This is a genomic window from Gilvimarinus algae, assembly GCF_030518215.1.
GTDB lineage: Bacteria > Pseudomonadota > Gammaproteobacteria > Pseudomonadales > Cellvibrionaceae > Gilvimarinus > Gilvimarinus algae.
In genome coordinates, this window is sequence record NZ_JAULRT010000062.1 from 735,639 (window position 1) to 753,941 (window position 18,303).

The window sequence follows — 18,303 nt, forward strand, 5'->3', positions numbered from 1 at the left end:
GCCGCGAAAGCGGCAGGGCGAAGCCCCCGAGCGCAGGATGCGCAAGGCTAATCCAGTACGACAGGAAGAGAGTGCGCTTTAGCGCGGCAATCTACAATCAGTTTATGGGTCGTTAGCTCAGTTGGTAGAGCAGTTGGCTTTTAACCAATTGGTCACTGGTTCGAATCCAGTACGACCCACCATACAAAAAGGCGCCAGGAAGTCTCCTGGCGCCTTTTTCTTTGGCTAGAAAAACATCAGCGAAGGAACCCTTGCACTCCTATCTGTCTGATTCCCTATCGGTTTTCGTCAGTATGGTAGAATGGCGTCAGAGAAAAGCGCCGCCCGAACACGGCCTGGCGCCAACCGTGGTATTCAAATTATGTCCAGCGAAGTGATTGAACATTCAGGGGCCGAGCCGCTGGCCTCTGACCGTCAAGTGGTCAAGCAGCACCTTGAGGGCATTGGCACGCACAGTGAACTGTCAGCCGAGCAAAGAGCTGAGTACATCACTAAAATCAAGGCCTTACTGGTGCGGCATAACGCTGTGCTGGTGGCCCACTACTATACCGACCCGGTGATTCAGGAGCTGGCCGAGCAAACCGGTGGCTGTGTGGCCGATTCACTGGAAATGGCACGCTTTGGCAAAGAGCACCCCGCCACGACCCTGGTGGTTGCCGGTGTAAAGTTTATGGGTGAAACGGCCAAGATCCTCACACCGCATAAACGCGTACTTATGCCGACGCTGGAGGCAACCTGTTCACTGGATATCGGCTGTCCTGCCGATGAGTTTTCTGCCTTTTGCGACGCGCACCCCGACCGTACTGTGGTGGTCTACGCCAATACCTCGGCGGCGGTGAAAGCACGGGCCGACTGGGTGGTTACCTCCAGTATTGCCCTGGATGTAGTGGATTATCTCGATAAGCGCGGCGAGAAAATCCTCTGGGCGCCTGACAAGCACCTTGGCAGCTATGTGCAAAAACAAACTGGCGCGGATGTCTTGCTGTGGGATGGCGCCTGCATCGTTCACGAGGAGTTCAAAGCCCGTGGCGTTGAAGATCTGAAAGCCTTGTATCCCGGCGCGGCGGTTTTGGTGCACCCGGAGTCGCCTCAGGCTGTGGTGGAGCTGGCTGATGTGGTGGGTTCCACGTCGCAGCTGATTAAGGCTGCCGAAACTCTGCCCAATCGTGAGTTTATCGTCGCCACGGATCAGGGTATTTTCTTTAAAATGCAGCAGCGCTGCCCCGACAAGACCTTTCACATCGCCCCCACGGCCGGTAGTGGGGCGAGCTGTCGCAGCTGCGCCAATTGCCCTTGGATGGCGATGAATGCGCTGGACAATTTAGCGGAGGTCTTTGAGCGCGACGACAACGAGATTTTTGTCGACGCGGCCTTGGCCGAGCAAGCCATGCGGCCTCTTCGCCGCATGCTTGACTTTAAAAAGAGCTGAGAGGCGCTTGTCTCGCTTCCCGGCGGTGCGTAACATGTCGCCAGATTTTGCGAATTGCCGATAACCCGCTGCAGCGGGTGTCGCAGGCGCTGTCGGCGACGGCTGAATCCCTGATTGGAGAGAGTATGATTCAAGGCAGTATGGTTGCCCTGGTAACCCCGATGAATGCCGATAATTCACTGGACTGGGCCGGTTTGGCGCGGTTGGTTGACTGGCATCTGGAAAAGGGCACTCACGGGATTGTCGCGGTGGGCACCACTGGTGAGTCCGCCACCTTGGATGTGGATGAGCATCTCGCGGTCATCAAGCGCGTCGTGGATCAGGTCAACGGGAAAGTCCCCGTGATTGCCGGCACTGGCGCCAACTCCACGTCCGAAGCCGTCGAATTGACTCAGGGCGCCAAAGAGGCGGGGGCCGATGCCTGTCTGCTGGTGGCACCTTATTACAACAAACCCACCCAGCGCGGCATGTACTTGCACCATGAGCACATCGCCAAAGCTGTCGATATTCCCCAGATTCTCTACAACGTCCCCGGTCGAACTGCGGTTGACCTGTTGCCGGAAACGGTACTGGAGCTGGCAAAATTGCCAAATATCATCGGTATCAAAGAAGCCACTGGTGACATGGCCAGGGCTAAGGCGATCATTGATGGCGCCCCCGATGGTTTCAAAGTTATCTCGGGCGACGACGAAACAGCGGTTGAATTGATGCTTCTCGGCGGTCATGGGGATATTTCTGTGACGGCGAATGTCATACCCGACAAGCTGGCGCAGATGTGCGAGTTTGCCATTGCCGGTGACGCAGAGCAGGCTCGGGCTATCAACGATTCGCTGATGTCGCTGCATCGGGCGCTGTTCCTCGAGGCAAATCCGATTCCGGTCAAGTGGGCGCTGGCGCAAATGGGGGTAATCGACACTGGCATACGCTTGCCGATGACGACCCTGTCCGAGGTGTATCACGAGCAAGTGCGCACAGCACTGCGCGATGCCGGATTGATTCAAGCGAGTTAAGAACCTCTTATGATAAAAACAATAGCCCTGCGGGGCCTGCTGTTACTAATGGTGGCTCAGATCGTCGGCTGCGGCGTTTTCTGGGGAGACGAGGCCTACTTTCGCAACCGCGAGGCCGACTACCAGAAAGCCGACAAAATAGAGCCGCTCAAAGTGCCCGAGGGCATGAGTGATCAGAGCCTTGGCAAACTCTACCCCATACCGCCTATCAAAGAGAGCGAGTTTGACGACCAGGCAGGCGAGCAGCAGTCCGAAGTGCCGCGCCCCTTGCCGCTGGCAACCAATCTGATGCAGGAAAACGTAAAGATTCAGCGGCTGGGCGATGAGCGCTGGATTTTGATGAACGTTTCTCCCGGTGAAGTGTGGCCCCGGGTGCGCAGTTTTCTCAATGACAATAACGTCGATGTTGCCAGTGCCGATATTGGCCGCGGCATCATCGAAAGCCACTGGCTGCAGTTCAAGACTGACCTGAGCACCACAGACCGCTATCGGGTGCAAATTGATCAGGGCGTTCAGCCAGAGACGAGTGAAATCCATATTGTGCACCAGTCGGTGCCGGGCTCAGAGCCGGGCGGTGATCTTCCCTGGCCGATGCAGTCTTCCTCAGCTGAGCGTGAGTCCTGGCTGTTGGACGAGCTGGCAGCGGCGCTGGCCCGCGATGAGACTATAGGCGGCACTTCACTGCTGGCACAAGCCATCGGCGGCGAGGCCAAGTCGGCGTTGGTGGTGGAAGAAAAAGAGCCAGTCATGAAGATTCGCCTCAACGAGGCGAGGGCCAAGGCGACCCTCTTTCATTCGATGAAAGAAGACGGTTTTGCTGTCTACGACAGTGCTCCCGACGACGGTGTCTACTATTTGGCTTACGAGCCTCTGGAGCCGGAAGACGACGGTTGGTTCAGTGGCTGGTTTGAGAGCGATCGCAAGGCCGTACATACCAGCCCCTACACGTTGGCCCAGCTATTGACAGTGGTGCCGCAAGGCGATGAGTTTGAACGTGCGCCTCTGTCGAACCGCAAAAACGAGAAAACCTTTTCCGATGCGCCCGGTTATCTGCTGTTCATTAAGGGCGAGTCCGGCGACTACACGGTGCACTTGCGCGATCCTTACGGTAAGCGCCTGGATCCGCGCAAGGCTCGCGAACTCTTGACCTTGCTGCGCACTAATCTGATTTAACGCCTGATCACGAGCGGAGCCCGGTGCGCTGGCTCCGAACCGGAGGGGGACATTTGCGTATTGCCTCACTGGGCAGCGGCAGCCAGGGTAATGCCACCTTGCTTGAGTGGCGCGGCGGTGCGCTGCTGATCGACTGCGGTTTCAGTGTCAAAGAAGCACTGGCTCGCCTCGAGCGCCTGGGGTACAGCGCGGGCGAGCTGAGTGCGGTTCTGGTAACCCATGAGCACTCCGATCATATCAAGGGAGTTGCCGCACTGGCGCGCCGCTTTACTTTGCCGGTGTACATGACCCCAGGCACCTATCACAGCCGAAACCACGGTATGCTTCCCCATCTCCAGCTGATTGAGGGCTATCAGCCTTTTGCCATTGGCGATCTTAAGGTCGAGCCCGTGGCTGTGCCTCACGATGCCCGCGAACCCGCCCAGTTTGTCTTTGAGGCCGATGGTTTGCGGGTCGGTGTGCTGACCGATCTCGGCAGTATTTCACCGCATGTTGAGCAAAGTTACCAAGGGTGCGATGCGCTGGTGTTAGAGGCCAATCACGATCCGCGTATGCTCGCCGGCGGACCTTACCCGCCGTCTTTAAAGCAGAGGGTCGGGGGCCCCTGGGGACACCTGAGTAACCAGCAGGCGGCCGGCTTTCTCAAGAGGCTGGATACCGCCCGGCTGCAACATCTGGTGATCGCCCATATCAGCCAGAAAAACAACACCTTGGAGCTGGCACGCGAGGCGATTGAGCCGGTTTCGGCGGAAGTCGCCAACGTCATTTATGCCTGTCAGAACGAGGGATTTGGCTGGCTGGATGTCAGTGTGCTTGGCGTCGAAAGTGCTTTGGCGTGAAACTATTTGCTATAGTGAGATACACAACACGATGGGAGCGAGACTCCCACAGCCTATAGAGGAGCCTTGGCTGCAATGGAACGTCGTCAGCACGAACGCACCAGTCGCAGTATCCGCGTCGAAATGACCCATCCGGGCATCGGCACCATCGTCGGCTTTACCACCGATATCTCCGACGGTGGTGCCCAGGTCGTCATTGACAACCAGCCCAACCCGCCAGTCGGCACCGTTGTCGATGTGCTGTTCCGCAAAGTGGTGGGGCCTATCAACTCAGAGCCTGTCAAAATGCGAGTGGTCCGCCAGTTTCGCAACATAGTGGGTCTGACCTTTGCTGTCTGATAGCTACTGACAATGCTCTGGCAAGCTTGTCTTGCCCCGGTTTTCGTCAATGGAAGTTTCGAGTTGCAGCAGGTCGGCACACCCGGCTGCCGGGTTCCCGGCAAGATTAAGATCCGTCAGATTGATCAAGTTCAGTAGCGGCGCCGTATTTTCAATAGCGTTGTTTTCGAGAATCAGTGTGCGCAGTTTACCCAGGTTGGCGACTGCGGTGATGTCGGTAATCTTGTTATCGGACAAGTCCAGCTCAGTCAGGGCGTAGAATTTTTGTAGCCCCGCCAGGGTCTCGATACCCGCGTGCGTGCAACGCAGGCGGGTGAGCTCTGCCACCTGGGTAACTTTGTGATCTTTGATGGTTTGCGCCAGACAGACATCCAGATTGCGATCCTCTACGGCATAGTCGCTTAAGAGGGGCTTGGGGGTATACACAACGCGGTCGTTGACGGAAACATCGTAGCCCTTGCAGCCGATTAAAAGGCAGGTAAGAAAGGTCCAGGGAGCTATTTTCATGAGGTGCGGTCTCAGTGCCGGGAGGCCTGACAGTCGCAATAAGTGTCAGGCTGAATTCAGTTTCGGTTAAGCCATTTCCTGTAATTTGTGACAGCAGGCGAAACACTTTGCCGCTCAATGGTATAGCATTACGGGCCGAGAATCATTGGCCAGTTGTCAGGAGTCAATATGAAACAGTTTGTTGCCATTTTTACTTTAGTTGCTTTAAGCGGTTGTGCGACCACCGATCCCTACACGGGTGAGAAGAAAACGTCCAATGCCACCACCGGCGCGGTGATCGGTGCCGTTGCCGGTGCAGCGGTTGGCGTTGCCTCGTCCAGCAAAAAAGATCGTGGCAAGGGCGCCCTCACCGGTGCCGTGGCGGGTGGCGCCATTGGCGGCGGTGTAGGGCATTATATGGATCGCCAGGAAACCGAGCTACGCAATAAATTGCAGGGCAGTGGTGTCCAGGTACGTCGCGAAGGCAATACCATTTCGCTGATTATGCCGGGCAACATCACCTTTGAAACCGACCAATACAGAATCCGCCCCGAGTTCCATGATGTGTTGGATTCAGTGGCACTGGTATTGGCAGAATACAAAGAAACCAACGTCAATATTGCCGGACATACCGACTCCACCGGCGCTGACAGTTACAACCAGCTTCTCAGCGAGCGCCGGGCCCAGAGCGTGCGCGATTATCTGGGCCAGCGCAAGGTCGATTATGGCCGTATGAACGCCGTTGGCTATGGCCCGCGCTACCCGGTTGCCAGCAATTCTTCCAGCGCCGGCCGGGCACAAAACCGCCGGGTGGAAATTGATCTGGTGCCGCGTTGATTCTGCTAAACTGGGCGGTTTTAAGCCGCCCCTGATTGCCCGGGCGGGCGATATTAGGCAGGACAATCGCTTTATGACTCCGCCCGTTGTTATTTGTAATCATCCCGAGCAGCGCTCAGCCGGCGCTCGGCTGGCGAGCGTTATGGGGGCCTCTCTTCTGTTTGACGTCAGCCCGGCTGATCTGGCCGAGCCTGAATTCGCCCTGCTGTTTGAGGCAACTGGCCTCAGTTTGATGGCCACAGGCCCCAAGGCCCCAGGCGCCGTGCGCGCCGATTTTGTCTCTGGTGCGGTCAATCACCGGCGACAGTTTGGCGGTGGCAAGGGTCAGATGATTGCCAAGGCTGTAGGGGTGCAGGCCCGCGTTAAACCCCTGGTGCTGGATGCGACGGCCGGACTTGGTCGCGATGCCTTTGTGCTGGCAACGCTCGGCTGCCAGGTTCGTCTCTTTGAGCGCTCACCTGCGGTATTTGCGCTCTTAGCCGATGGTCTGGACAGGGCCAGGCAGGCGCAGGACCCAGCAGTTGTCGCTATTGTGGCGCGCATGCAGCTCCTTGAGGTTGATTCCCGCCTGAGCATGGCAAGCGCTGAACACTCTGTCGATGTGGTGTATCTGGACCCTATGTTCCCCCAGCGGCAGAAGTCGGCCGAAGTGAAAAAGGAAATGAAAGCTTTTCACAGTTTGGTGGGGGCAGACGCTGACGCCGACGAGCTGCTGGCGAGTGCGCTGGTGGCCGCCCGCTACCGGGTGGTGGTCAAGAGGCCGCGCAAGGCACCCGATTTGGCCAATAGGGCGCCGAGCTACAGGCTCGAGGGAAAAACCAGCCGTTATGATATTTACACTCTGAAAAAACTTCCCGACAGCTTGAACGATACTCAGGAGTAAGGCCGTCGGCTTTACTCAGGCTTCTTCCAAAAACGCAACAGCCGGGCCAGTAGCATGCGCGCCTGGGCGAGTAGGGCAAGGCCGAAGCCAAGCCCCACCAACACTAGGCCAGCCAGGGTTACCCACTCTTGCGCAAGCGAGGGGGTCAGCACTTTGGCCGCCAGGTAAACCACCAACATGCCGCAAAAAAAAATGGCGGCGCCCAAGCGGAATTTTTTGAAGCTCTGCTCTAGAGGCTCCTGGCTTAGGTGTTCCAGTCGGTGCTTGAATGACATGGGTTTATTCGTTCTCTCACAGGGGGCCGTTGACGGCCATGGGTAAACTGTTAGCCTGAAAAAAGCGCTTGCCTTGCTGGCTGGCCGGCGGTATAAGCACGGCTGTCCAAGCCGAGGAGCGTTCAGTGAGACTGCCACAGATCGATCAACACCCACCAGACTCTACCGTTGCCGAGTCCGTGCTCGATCAGTTGGCCGATGCGCTTGTAAGCGAGGGCTACGCGGTCGTTGATGATCTGTTTGACCCGCTGCTGATACAGAGCCTGCGCACCGAGTTTGACCGCCCGGATTGCCAATTTAAGACCGCCGGTATCGGCCGCGACCAAGCCTTTACCGTAGCCAGAGACATTCGCGGAGACCGAATTTGCTGGCTAGAGGGGCAGTCTCTGGCGGCTACACGCTTTCTTGGCATCATGGGCCAGATTCAGATCGGACTCAACCAGAGATTGTTTATGGGGCTGTTTGACTATGAAAGTCATTTGGCTTTCTATCCCGTAGGCACTTTTTACAAAAAGCACCTGGACGCCTTCAAGGGTCGCTCGAACCGGGTGCTCTCCACCGTTCTCTACCTCAATACCCAGTGGGATTGCTACGCCGGTGGTGAGCTTGTGCTCTACACTAGGGCAGATGATGCGGTTTTGCAGCGGGTAGTGCCCCTTGCAGGGCGCCTGGTGGTGTTTCTCAGCGAGGATTTTCCGCACGAGGTCTTGCCCGCGACGCGGGAGCGATACAGTATCGCCGGCTGGTTCCGTGTCAACACCAATACCGCCGGCGTGGTTGACCCACCGGAATAGAATTCTCGTTTGGGGGATGTAATTGCGCTTCGATCTGGCCTGACTTATGCTGGAGCTTGAGAACGATCATCGCCAGAGGGAGAGTTCATGCAGATTGATTGGCGCGACTACGACAGTGGTGAATTTTACGACGAACTGATCAGCTCTCCGGGTCACCCGCGCAAAGTGTCCCGACAGCTGGCCAAGTACCTCGCCAGTTTGACCGGCGATGACATCGCCGAGCGCAAGCTCTCCGCCGAGCTTGCAATCAAGACCATGGGTATTTCCTTCACGGTCTACTCCGAGGCCGGCAATATTGACCGGGCGTGGCCCTTCGATATTATCCCGCGGGTTATTGCCCAGCGCGAATGGCTTCACACGGAAAAAGGGCTGATCCAACGCCTACAGGCGCTCAACTGCTTTATCAACGATATCTACAACGACCAAAAAATCGTTAGGGATAAAGTGCTGCCAGCGGAGTTGCTGGCAGACTCGGTAAACTTTCGCCCGGAATGTGTCGGCATGAAGCCCGCGTTTGGTGTCTGGGCTCATATTTGCGGCAGTGATCTGATTCGCGATAAAGACGGGCGCTTCTATGTGCTGGAGGACAATCTGCGGGTGCCCTCTGGCGTCTCCTACATGCTGGAAAATCGCAAAGTCACCAAGCGAATTTTCCCTGAGCTGTTTGAAAACCATAACATCCTGCCGGTTACCGAGTACCCGAATCAACTGTTCGACACTCTCGCCGCTATCTCACCGAGACCCTTAGAATTTCCGGAAGTGGTGGTGCTAACTCCGGGAATTTATAACTCCGCCTACTTTGAGCATTCCTATCTCGCCCAGCAGATGGGGGTAGAGCTGGTGGAGGGCAGCGATCTGGTGGTGGAAGACGATCATGTGTTTATGCGTACCATTGGCGGGCTGGCGCCGGTGGATGTGATCTACCGGCGCATTGATGATCTGTTTCTCGATCCGCAAATGTTTAACCCGGACTCGGTGCTTGGTGTCCCAGGTTTAATGCGCGCCTGGCTCAAAGGCAATGTCGCGATCGCTAATGCACCAGGTGCTGGAGTGGCCGACGACAAAGTCATCTATACCTTTGTCCCGCAAATGATCAAATACTACCTCGGGGAAGACCCCATACTGCCCAATGTGCCCAGTTATCTGTGTATCGACAAAAAGCAGCGCGATCACGTATTGGCCAACCTGGACAAGCTGGTGGTTAAACCCGCCAACGAATCCGGCGGTTACGGAATGCTGATCGGACCGCAGGCAAGCAAAAAAGAGCGCGAAGAATTCGCGGCCCGAATCAAGGCAGCACCGCGCAACTATATGGCGCAACCGCTTATTTCATTGTCGACAACGCCCATTATTGGTACCAAGAACGCCGAGCCCAGGCATATCGACTTGCGGCCTTTTGTTTTGCAGGGGCGCACCAGTTCTGTTACCGCAGGCGGCTTGACGCGCGTGGCTATGCGCAAAGGGTCTTACGTGGTTAACTCGTCGCAAGGCGGCGGTAGTCAGGATACCTGGGTCGTGGTAGAGGAGGGCAAATAATGCTGTCTCGTGTTGCGGAGCGAATTTACTGGATGAGCCGCTATATGGAGCGGTGCGAAAATGCCGCCCGGTTGATCAATGTCAACACCAAGCTGCTGCTCGACTTGCCGAGGGGGGTCAGCGTCGGCTGGGGCACTTTGGTGGACATCAGTGGCGGTGGCGATTTCTTTCAAAAAGACACTGACAACGCCGATGAGCGCGCTGTCATGCGGTTTATGCTGGCCGATACCAATAACCCCTGTTCTTTGATCAGCGCTATCACCTATGCGCGGGAAAATGCGCGGATTACGCGCGAGGTGATGCCCTCAGAAATTTACGAGTTGATCAACGATTTGTACTGGTATCTGAAAGAAAACCTTGCCAGAGGGACTGCCCGTCGGGAGCGACATATTTTGTTGGAGGCGGTGATCAGTCGTGTCCAGCAGTTTACCGGCATGTTGGCAGGTTGCATGAGCCAGAACGATGCCTACAGCTTTATTCGCCTGGGGCGCAATCTTGAGCGCGCCGATATGACCTCGCGCATTGTCGATGTGGGGGCGAGCCGTATTTTGCCGCGCGCTTATGAAGACAACAGCAGTAATGAGCCCTATGCCAATATTTTGTGGATGAGTGTGTTGCGCTCGCTCAGCGGTTATCAAATGTATCGCCAACATGTGCTCGATCGCGTCAATGCCGAGGATGTGGTGATGTACCTGTTTCAGGATCCGCTGTTTCCGCGGGCGGTCGAGCACTGCCTGGGCGAGTTGGCCGATTGCGTGGCCCGCCTGCCCAATAATGATGAGGTGCTCCGTGTGCTCGCCAGTGTCCGGCGGCAGCTGAAGACCGCCGACTTTACCGTGCTGATCGACGATGGATTGCACGACTATATCGATAACGTGCAAGCGGAGATCGCCTCCATTCACCAAGTCGTCGCTGCTACTTGGTTTTTGCCTGAGGTGCAGGTTGCCTCGTGAGGGATTTTCACTGTCAGTGCGGGGCCCGGGTTTTCTTTCACAATAGTCGCTGTTTGAACTGTGGACTCAGCCTTGGTTTTGACCCTCAGCGTCTTCAAATGCGGTCGCTTCGAGTCGAGGGCGCCTGGCGAGTGGATGACAGTGATGGTAAGCGGTTTCGCTACTGTCGCAACCAGCGCGACTATGGGGCCTGCAATTGGCTGTTGCCGGAAGGGGAGCACAAGCCTTACTGCATCTCCTGCCGTTTGAACCGTACGGTGCCGGATCTGAGCGGTGCTGAGAACATTGGCCGCTGGATCAAGCTGGAGGAGGCCAAGCGCCACCTGCTCTATTCGCTCTTGTCTCTTGGCTTGGCTTTGACCCCAGCCAATAATCGCGGCGTGAATCTGGCGTTTGCGTTTTTAGAGGATGCCCGCACTAATCCTGATATGGCTGAGAGTTTTATTGCCACTGGTCACAAAAGTGGATTGATTACCATCAATCTTGCTGAGGCTGATGACCTCTACCGTGAACGAGTGCGTGAAGAATTGGGTGAGCATTACCGCACCATACTCGGCCATTTTCGTCATGAAATTGGCCACTACTACTACGAAATTCTGGTGGCGGACAGCCAGTGGCGGGAATCCTTTGAAACCTTGTTCGGCGATCCACAAACCGATTACGGTGAGGCGTTGAATCGCTACTATGCACTGTCCCCGAGCGCCGATTGGCACAAGGCTTACATCAGTAACTATGCCCAGGCCCACCCGCTGGAAGACTGGGCGGAAACCTGGGCCCACTACCTGCATATTGTTGACACCCTGGAGACGGCGACAACCTTCGGCTTGATCAGCCGCGATGCTGAGCCGGGTGATATGGACGCGATTTTGTCTGAGTGGCTGGAGCTATCGGTGGGCCTGAATGCCTTGAATCGCAGTATGGGCCTGGCCGATGCCTACCCTTTTGTCATCACGCCGGCGGTTCGAGACAAGCTCAACCTTGTTCATCGTGTGATACGGAATCTGACCAGTTGAGAGAGGGCAGGCGGTCGAAGGCCTCAATCAGGTATTTGTCCCAGGCTTTTTTCAGCGCGCGCAAATAGTCGTCGTCATCGTCGAAGCGAAAACGGGTCAGCGCGAAGCTGTCGGCCGGGTAAATACCAAGTTCGATGGGCGGCCCCACGGTGAGATTACTGCGCATGGTGGAGTCCATGGACACCAGGGCGCAGCGTGCCGCATTTTCCAAGGTGGTACCTGCCGAGAGGATGCGATCGAGAATCGGCTTGCCGTATTTGCTCTCGCCAATTTGCAGGTAGGGAGTGTCCTTGGAGGTGGTGATATGGTTGCCTTGGGGATAGACCATCGCGAGGCGGGGTTTGTCGCCCGCCACCTGGCCACCGATGATAAAGCTAGCCTCAAAGCTGGTACCGCCGTTGGGGCCACCCACGCTGACGTGCTTGTCCTGCTCCTGTCGGCTGATTTCACCCAAGTAGCTGGCAGCCTCGGCAATATCAGGCAGGGTCTTTAGGCTGGTGGCTGCGTTGTCGCGGATATCACGCTTGATCTGCGATACCACCGCCTGGGTGGTCGCCAGGTTACCCGCCGAAAGAACGATGAAATCGCGCTCGCCGCGGACGCTGTAATGGTACATCTTGCCGTAGGTGCTGACTTGGTCCACTCCGGCATTGGTGCGGGAGTCGGAGCAGAACACCAAACCGGCGTCCATGGTGATGGCAACGCAATAGGTCATAGAGGGTACAGCTGAACCTTAAAATGGTGGCTTAGAGTAAGTTCGAACGTCCGGCGCGTCAAGCGCAGCTCGAAGAAATAGGCGACAGCCGGGTTTGGGCTGCCGACCCGCTCCCGCTCTAGGCCCCACAGGGCAAGGGGCTGGAAGCGAGAGTCGGGGTTTATGCAGCGAAACCGCTTGATGATGCCTGTTTTTAGCCAGCTCGACGCAAGACGAGTGCTCTATAACGGCTCTGGGCGCGAGCTCCCGGCCGATCGTAGTGAAGCTTCCCCGCCAGTCTTCGGCGCCTGCTATTCACCAGCGGCGGCTAAAGACCCTACGGCGGCCGCTGGCTGGCATGGCGCCGTACGCCATGTGCTAAGGTGGCCGCTAGTTTGGTCACCGGGCCCGCGAGCTGGGGGGCGGGCGATCAACATCGGTGAGCTTGCCAGGGGAAGCACTGGGCCCGGCAGTTGAGAGAGGCCGGCCGGACACCCTATCTCTTTCACGCCGACGGCCTGGTCGCACTGCGCTCCTCGGTTCGAGAGTTTCTCTGTCGCAAGGCGCTGCACCATGGGGGTACCCACCACCCAAGCACTGAGGCAAGATGGGGCCTTGCCTCAGAGACCTGTTAACAGGCCCAAACACGGCGCTTGCGCCACCTACCTCAAAGAGATTGTATGTTCAGCGTCGACATCACACCCAAATATGTGTTTTCCATGGACGATCCCACACACCCATTCAGCCGCCTGGCGGTGAAGCCTTTTGAGCTAGAGGGGCAACAGTGGCCGAGCGTTGAGCACTACTTTCAGGCCATGCAGCTGGCCAGTGCCAGTGAGCGGGATCGGGTTCGGCAATTGGCCGCCCCTGAGGACGCCAGAAGGGCGGGCAAAGGCTGGTTTAAAAAGCGGCGCAAGGACTGGAGGCAATTGCGCCCCACGCTGATGACTCGCGCGCTCTATATCCAAATGCGCACCTATCCGGAGCGGGCGAAAGCCCTACTGGAAACCGGCGATCTGTTGTTGGTCGAAGACAGCCAGTACGACTACTTCTGGGGCTGTGGCCGGGATAAGCGCGGCACCAACACTTACGGAAAAATTCTGATGGAAATCCGGCGAAAGCTGGCGGATATTGACGCCTCGCCCGAGACAGAGTAATGGTTGCTTAGTTGACGCTATTCACCGGGCGCGCTAAAGCGCGCGCCGAAACAAATCCACACTCAAACGATAGCAGTTCAAGGCGAGCTCTGGATCATAGCGCTCGCCCTCATCGCGCATAAAGGCGTGTTGGCCATTGAATTCGTGCCAGCTGAACAGGCAGTTAGCCTCGCGCAGATGGCGGTTGATCAAGGCGCGATCCTCGTCGGGGACGTGCGGGTCCTGGCGGCCCCAAATCATCAACAGCTCGCCTTTGACATCGCCGGCGCGTGCCAGAGTTTGATCACTTGGCGCTGCGGGCAGTGTGTTGGAGTGTAAATCCGTGGCGTAGAGGCAAGCGGCCGCGCCGATCCTGGGGTTCAGCGCTGCCCGGAAGGCCAGGTGGCCGCCGATACAGACACCCATGGCCCCCACCCGGCCGCTGCAATAGGGCGCTGCTTGGACGAAATCGATCATTGCCTGGGTATCGGCATCGTGGTCGACCAGTGGTTTGGTAAATTTATCCCGGTTGCCTTTGTCTTTGCCCTGATCGTCATAAGCTAGCACCGTACCTATGGGGTTCAGCTCGTGAAAAACTTCCGGCACCAGCACAACAAAGCCGTGTCCGGCCAGCATAGCGGCCGAACGGGCAATGGGCGCGGTTTGCTGGAAAATTTCCGAATAGAAGATCACCGTGGCGTAACTGCCCTCGGCTGCCGGGCGGTAGATATAGGTGCGCATCGGACCTTTTGCCGTGGCCAGATCAATCTGCTCTTGCTGAATAATCATTCGATTTTCTCGTGTGGTGGAAGGGGATGACGCGCCACAGACGCACGAACAGCCAGAGGCTGATGCTCCATAGCAAAAGCCAAAGGCTCAGAAGAATAATGGCGATAAAGCCAAACAGGTCGGGCGCTTTCATCAGGGTGGTCATCAGTGAGTCCTGGTAATAAAAAAACCAGGGGTGCTCAGGGGGGAAAACCCACGTATGTAGGGTGTAGAACACGCGCTTAGGCCCAATGACAAACACCGCGGCTATCAGCAAACTCAGCGCGCCGACTACGCCTGTCAGTACTCGCAAGGGCCTCGGCAGTGGGCCCCGACGCCAGAGTAATGCCCCCATCGTTAGTGCCGTGAGCCCGAGCGAAAACCAGCCTAGCGTATAGACTCCGTTGATCAATCTGGCTACGTCTTGCAAGTGGACCACTTCCGGTTCGCGCAGCAGTGTCTGGGTTTTGCCGCCGTCAGGGGCAAATCGGATATCGGCGAGAGCTTCGGGTTTGTGATGTATGGCGTCGTTAATTTGACCAAACAAGCTCAGATGCGCTTGCTTGTCAGTGTCGGCAAAGCCTCGGCGATAGCGATTTTGAGGACCAAACTCTTCGATGTGCCGGTCTATATTCAGCAATTCATAAGCCTGAGGGTAGGCGAAGTCTACCTGGGCCAAAAGGTGCCAGGCGAGAAAGCCGCAACTGAGAAACTGGCCGATAAAAAACGCGGGCCATAGCAGGTATCGGGCGTGCACAGCGGGCTCCTTGTGACAACAACTGCTCGATCATAGCAATGCCCCGATGGGTGTCAACCGCGGGACGTGCTCCTCGGATAGGAGAAACAAACCAGAACGGCCGCCAAGAAAGTACCGAGCGCGCTGTTGCCAAAGAGCGCGGGCAGGCTAGTGCCGCGATCGATGAGCGCGCCAAACAACACGGGCGAGGCGGCGGTAGAGAAGACCATAAACGCGGTCATTAACGAGCGGATCGAGCCGAGTTTGCCTGTGCCATAAACCTCAGCCCAGAGCGCGCCGATAATCGGGCTGGCTACGCCAATGGACGCGCCAAGCAGCGCCATAAACACTGGCGCTATCCAGTAGCCGTCCAGGTACGCGAGAACAGCCAGGGCGCCGATCAGCGGGGCGAGCATAAACGGCAGCAGTTTGCGAGCGCTGAACCAGTCCACCAAAACGCCGGCGAAAATCGAGCTCAGCCAGTGAGCAATGCCATAGACCACAAAACAGCTGGCCAGCCAGAGAGGGTCCCAGACTTTTTGCTCGAGGATAAAACCCTGCTGGATAAAAATTCCGGTTACCAAAAACGGTGCCGCGAGTACCGCCGGCAGCGCCAGCCAAAAGCGGTAATCGGTGAGCATATCGCGGCGCCCTTTGCTGATGGCCCCGGGTGCCTGAGCCGCCCCAGGTGTTGCCGCGGTATTGTGCGGTGAGCGGCGCAGCAGCCAGAGGCTGAGGGGCAGGTAGATAAGAGGCACGGTCACGGCGAGAATCATCCAGCTGCCGCGCCAGCCAATCAGCCCAATCAACGCCACAGCAATCAGCGGCAGCAGTATTTCTCCGACGGGCACGCCACTGGCTGACAGGCTCAATGCCTTGCCGCGGTGGTTATCAAAATAACGCGCCATGGTGGTTTGCGCCGCGTGGGGCAGGAGCCCTTGGCCGCACAGGCGCAACAGATAAAAGCCCAAGAGCAAGACAGCCGGGTGGATGCTCAGGGCCATCAGCAGGCAGGCGAGTGTCAGCCCAGCACCTACTGCCGCGGTAAAGCGCTCGAGCGGCCAGCGATCCACCAGCGCGCCCAGGGCAACAATGGTCAGAGCGCTCGCCAGGGTTGCGGCGGAGTAGAGGCTGCCATAGGCCGCTGCGCTTAAGCCGAGGGAAGCTTGAATGCTGGTGCCGTACCAGCTGATAAAAAATGACTGGCCAAAGTTGCCCCAGAAAATACTGATAAAACCAAACCCGAGCAGAGCCCAGTTTTGCCGAATAAAGTGAGTGTACTGTTTCAAGGAAGTCCTGCTTAGGCGAGAGGTGCGCGCAAAAGGTATAGTATAACAGTGGTGGTGATTGGCGGAAACGTGGCGCGCAGTCGCCTATACTGAAAGCGAAGTGACTGACAGTTACAGACGTGGCAATAATGAAAATAACAAAGTGGTGGGTAGGAATCATCTGTTGGCTGTGCCTAGCCGCACTTGCCAATGGTGCGCAGATTTTGACTGTGCCGTCCTACGACTCGGATAAGATCGATCACGACAGTTATTATTTTACCCGGCTGCTGACATTGGCATTGGACAAAACCCGCCCTGAATTTGGCGATTACGAGTTGCGCCAACCCGAAGTGGTCATGGTGGATGACCGGCTCAAGGCGGCACTGGTGCAGGGCGGTGTGGATCTGCTCTGGCATACATCGGTGAGCCTGGAGGACGCTCGTCTTCAGGCGGTGCCCGTCTCTCTGTTAGGGGAACTCAGTCAGTATCGTTTACTGCTGATTCGCAGCGGCGAACAGCAGCGGTTTTCCTCTATCAGCTCGCTCGCGCAGTTGCGTCAACTGACCGCCGGAGTGGGTGCCCAGTGGCCGGGAGTGCGGGTTCTTGAGAGCAACGAACTGCCCATGGTGACGGCCACTGGCTATCCACAATTGTTTCGCATGCTGGCTGCAGGGCGCTTTGACTATTTCCCGCGGGGCATCTACCAGATTATCTCTGAAGTGGGTATGTACCCAGAGCTCGATCTGGCCATCGAGAGTGACTTAATGCTGAGCTATCCCAACCACATTTACTTTTTTGTGCGCAAGGGGGACGATCGCATCGCCGAGCGAATTCTGCTCGGGCTTGAGCGGGCCCGCGCTGACGGGGAGGTGGACGCACTGATCGACAGTATTCCTAGATTCCGCTGGGCCCGGGAAGAGTTGCAGCGGGGCCAGCGGCGGGTGATTCCCTTGCAGTCTTCTCCTCAACCTGTAGCGCAATAGGTTTAGGTCAGCAGGTTCTCGAGCACTTTTTGATAGCACTGGGTCAGCAGCTCCAGATCCTGCGCGCTGATTCGCTCGTCCACCTTGTGGATAGTGGCATTGACCGGTCCAAGCTCAACCACCTGAGCGCCGGTTGGGGCGATAAAGCGTCCATCGGAGGTGCCGCCACTGGTGGACAGCTCAGGCAGAGTGCCCGTGGTCTCTTGCACAGCTTTGACCACCGCCTCTACCAGTGAGCCCTTGGCCGTGAGGAAGGGCTGGCCACTGAGCTTCCAGAGAATGTCGTACTTGAGCCGGTGGCGGGCGAAAATCGCCTCTGTGCGCTCGCGCAACTGCTGTTCAGTCACCTCGGTGGAAAAGCGGAAGTTGAACACCACATGGGCTTTGCCGGGTATGACATTGGTGGCCCCGGTTCCCGCCTGAATATTGGACACCTGAAAACTGGTCGCCGGGAAAAAGTCGTTACCCTGATCCCATTGTGTCGCTGCCAATTCAGCCAGAGCCGGGGCCAGGGCGTGTATCGGGTTATCGGCCAAGTGTGGGTAGGCCACATGCCCCTGCACCCCGTGCACAGTCAACTCAGCTCCCAGCGAACCCCGGCGGCCATTCTTAATCACATCCCCCAGTTTATTGGTGCTCGATGGCTCGCCGACAATACACCAGTCGATCGGCTCTCCCTGCGATTGCAGCCATTCAACGACTTTTACCGTGCCATTGTCGGCGGGGCCCTCTTCATCGCTGGTGATCAAAAAGCCAATACGGCCCGAGTGGTCGGGGTGTTGAGCGACGAATTGCTCGCAAGCGACCACCATGGCGGCAAGAGAGCCTTTCATGTCGGCGGCGCCGCGGCCACACAGCATGCCCTCGATAACCTGAGGTTCGAAAGGCGGGTGCTGCCACTGCGTTTCAGGCCCAGTGGGCACTACATCGGTATGGCCCGCGAACACAAGAATGGGGCCGGCATTGCCTCGCACCGCCCAGAAGTTATCAACCTCGCCAAACCGCAGATGTTCTACCCGAAAGCCAATGCGCTCCAGACGCTGGGTCATCAGTGCTTGGCAGCCGGCGTCTTCGGGAGTAACCGAGGCTCTGGCAATAAGGTCGCAAGCCAGAGAGAGTGTGGGGCTGCTGTTGGGGTCAGTCATGGTTTT

The 18,303-nt window shown here is 57.2% G+C and carries 20 protein-coding genes, 1 tRNA gene and 1 pseudogene; 15 read left to right on the top strand and 7 right to left on the bottom strand.

Annotated elements, in window-relative coordinates:
- Positions 1–106 precede the first annotated feature (106 nt).
- The 6 genes from QWI16_RS18025 to QWI16_RS18050 all read left to right on the top strand — a co-directional run bounded on the left by QWI16_RS18025 (position 107) and on the right by QWI16_RS18050 (position 4,790).
- Positions 107–182: transfer RNA gene (locus QWI16_RS18025), tRNA-Lys, on the top strand.
- Positions 183–361: 179 nt separating this feature from the next.
- Positions 362–1,429 (top strand): quinolinate synthase NadA, encoded by a 1,068-nt coding sequence (gene nadA, locus QWI16_RS18030; RefSeq protein WP_302715610.1) that lies wholly within the window; start codon positions 362–364, stop codon positions 1,427–1,429.
- A gap of 125 nt (positions 1,430–1,554) precedes the next feature.
- Positions 1,555–2,439 carry a 4-hydroxy-tetrahydrodipicolinate synthase gene (dapA, locus tag QWI16_RS18035; protein WP_302715351.1) on the top strand — a complete coding sequence of 295 codons (885 nt, stop codon included), beginning with the start codon at positions 1,555–1,557 and terminating at the stop codon, positions 2,437–2,439.
- Between the two features lie 9 nt (positions 2,440–2,448).
- Positions 2,449–3,612 (top strand): NlpB/DapX family lipoprotein, encoded by a 1,164-nt coding sequence (locus QWI16_RS18040; protein ID WP_302715352.1) that lies wholly within the window; start codon positions 2,449–2,451, stop codon positions 3,610–3,612.
- Positions 3,613–3,665: 53 nt separating this feature from the next.
- A complete protein-coding gene (locus QWI16_RS18045; RefSeq protein ID WP_302715353.1) occupies positions 3,666–4,451 on the top strand; it encodes an MBL fold metallo-hydrolase in 786 nt (261 codons plus the stop codon).
- A gap of 75 nt (positions 4,452–4,526) precedes the next feature.
- Positions 4,527–4,790, top strand: coding sequence for a PilZ domain-containing protein (locus QWI16_RS18050; protein ID WP_302715354.1), 264 nt, complete (start codon positions 4,527–4,529; stop codon positions 4,788–4,790).
- 3 nt (positions 4,791–4,793) lie between these two features.
- Here QWI16_RS18050 and QWI16_RS18055 read toward each other — a convergent pair whose 3' ends face one another.
- Complete coding sequence (locus QWI16_RS18055; protein ID WP_302715355.1) at positions 4,794–5,297, bottom strand: leucine-rich repeat domain-containing protein; 504 nt, start codon at positions 5,295–5,297, stop codon at positions 4,794–4,796.
- A 168-nt stretch (positions 5,298–5,465) separates the two neighbouring features.
- Between QWI16_RS18055 and QWI16_RS18060 the strand changes: the two genes are divergently transcribed.
- Together QWI16_RS18060 and QWI16_RS18065 are read left to right on the top strand one after the other, a co-directional pair.
- Complete coding sequence (locus QWI16_RS18060) at positions 5,466–6,113, top strand: YiaD family glycine zipper/OmpA-like lipoprotein (protein ID WP_302715357.1); 648 nt, start codon at positions 5,466–5,468, stop codon at positions 6,111–6,113.
- A 73-nt stretch (positions 6,114–6,186) separates the two neighbouring features.
- Positions 6,187–6,996 (top strand): class I SAM-dependent methyltransferase, encoded by an 810-nt coding sequence (locus QWI16_RS18065; protein WP_302715358.1) that lies wholly within the window; start codon positions 6,187–6,189, stop codon positions 6,994–6,996.
- A gap of 11 nt (positions 6,997–7,007) precedes the next feature.
- On the opposite strand, the gene QWI16_RS18070 is transcribed toward QWI16_RS18065, so the two are convergent.
- Positions 7,008–7,271, bottom strand: coding sequence for a hypothetical protein (locus QWI16_RS18070; RefSeq protein ID WP_302715360.1), 264 nt, complete (start codon positions 7,269–7,271; stop codon positions 7,008–7,010).
- Between the two features lie 125 nt (positions 7,272–7,396).
- On the opposite strand from QWI16_RS18070, the gene QWI16_RS18075 reads away from it, so the two are divergent.
- From QWI16_RS18075 to QWI16_RS18090, 4 genes are all read left to right on the top strand, one after another.
- A complete protein-coding gene (locus tag QWI16_RS18075; protein WP_302715361.1) occupies positions 7,397–8,065 on the top strand; it encodes a 2OG-Fe(II) oxygenase in 669 nt (222 codons plus the stop codon).
- A gap of 87 nt (positions 8,066–8,152) precedes the next feature.
- Entirely contained in the window at positions 8,153–9,601 is a 1,449-nt protein-coding gene (locus QWI16_RS18080; protein ID WP_302715362.1) for a circularly permuted type 2 ATP-grasp protein, read from the top strand.
- Entirely contained in the window at positions 9,601–10,554 is a 954-nt protein-coding gene (locus QWI16_RS18085; protein ID WP_302715364.1) for an alpha-E domain-containing protein, read from the top strand. Before QWI16_RS18080 ends, QWI16_RS18085 begins: the two co-directional genes overlap by 1 nt.
- On the top strand, positions 10,551–11,567 hold the full coding sequence (locus QWI16_RS18090; protein ID WP_302715366.1) for a zinc-binding metallopeptidase family protein: 1,017 nt from the start codon (positions 10,551–10,553) through the stop codon (positions 11,565–11,567). Before QWI16_RS18085 ends, QWI16_RS18090 begins: the two co-directional genes overlap by 4 nt.
- On the opposite strand, the gene QWI16_RS18095 is transcribed toward QWI16_RS18090, so the two are convergent.
- Complete coding sequence (locus QWI16_RS18095; protein WP_302715368.1) at positions 11,527–12,282, bottom strand: proteasome-type protease; 756 nt, start codon at positions 12,280–12,282, stop codon at positions 11,527–11,529. The two genes, QWI16_RS18090 and QWI16_RS18095, sit on opposite strands and share 41 nt — an antisense overlap.
- A 443-nt stretch (positions 12,283–12,725) precedes the next feature.
- Between QWI16_RS18095 and QWI16_RS18770 the strand changes: the two are divergent.
- Positions 12,726–12,896, top strand: a pseudogene (locus QWI16_RS18770) (protein adenylyltransferase SelO family protein); the annotation flags it as partial.
- 45 nt (positions 12,897–12,941) lie between these two features.
- Entirely contained in the window at positions 12,942–13,418 is a 477-nt protein-coding gene (gene ybiA, locus QWI16_RS18100; protein WP_302715370.1) for a riboflavin biosynthesis intermediates N-glycosidase, read from the top strand.
- A gap of 33 nt (positions 13,419–13,451) precedes the next feature.
- Here the strand turns inward: ybiA and QWI16_RS18105 are convergent, their stop codons facing one another.
- The 3 genes from QWI16_RS18105 to QWI16_RS18115 are packed head-to-tail and all read right to left on the bottom strand — an operon-like array spanning position 13,452 to position 16,190.
- The gene (locus QWI16_RS18105; RefSeq protein WP_302715373.1) at positions 13,452–14,186 is read right to left on the bottom strand and encodes a dienelactone hydrolase family protein; all 735 of its coding nucleotides are present in this window, start codon (positions 14,184–14,186) and stop codon (positions 13,452–13,454) included.
- A complete protein-coding gene (locus QWI16_RS18110; protein ID WP_302715375.1) occupies positions 14,161–14,922 on the bottom strand; it encodes a lipoprotein intramolecular transacylase Lit in 762 nt (253 codons plus the stop codon). Before QWI16_RS18110 ends, QWI16_RS18105 begins: the two co-directional genes overlap by 26 nt.
- A 53-nt stretch (positions 14,923–14,975) precedes the next feature.
- The gene (locus tag QWI16_RS18115; RefSeq protein WP_302715378.1) at positions 14,976–16,190 is read right to left on the bottom strand and encodes an MFS transporter; all 1,215 of its coding nucleotides are present in this window, start codon (positions 16,188–16,190) and stop codon (positions 14,976–14,978) included.
- A gap of 128 nt (positions 16,191–16,318) precedes the next feature.
- Between QWI16_RS18115 and QWI16_RS18120 the strand changes: the two genes are divergently transcribed.
- Positions 16,319–17,152 (top strand): substrate-binding periplasmic protein, encoded by an 834-nt coding sequence (locus QWI16_RS18120; protein WP_302715380.1) that lies wholly within the window; start codon positions 16,319–16,321, stop codon positions 17,150–17,152.
- A 2-nt stretch (positions 17,153–17,154) separates the two neighbouring features.
- On the opposite strand, the gene dapE is transcribed toward QWI16_RS18120, so the two are convergent.
- Positions 17,155–18,297 (bottom strand): succinyl-diaminopimelate desuccinylase, encoded by a 1,143-nt coding sequence (gene dapE / locus QWI16_RS18125; protein ID WP_302715381.1) that lies wholly within the window; start codon positions 18,295–18,297, stop codon positions 17,155–17,157.
- Between the last annotated feature and the right edge of the window lie 6 nt (positions 18,298–18,303).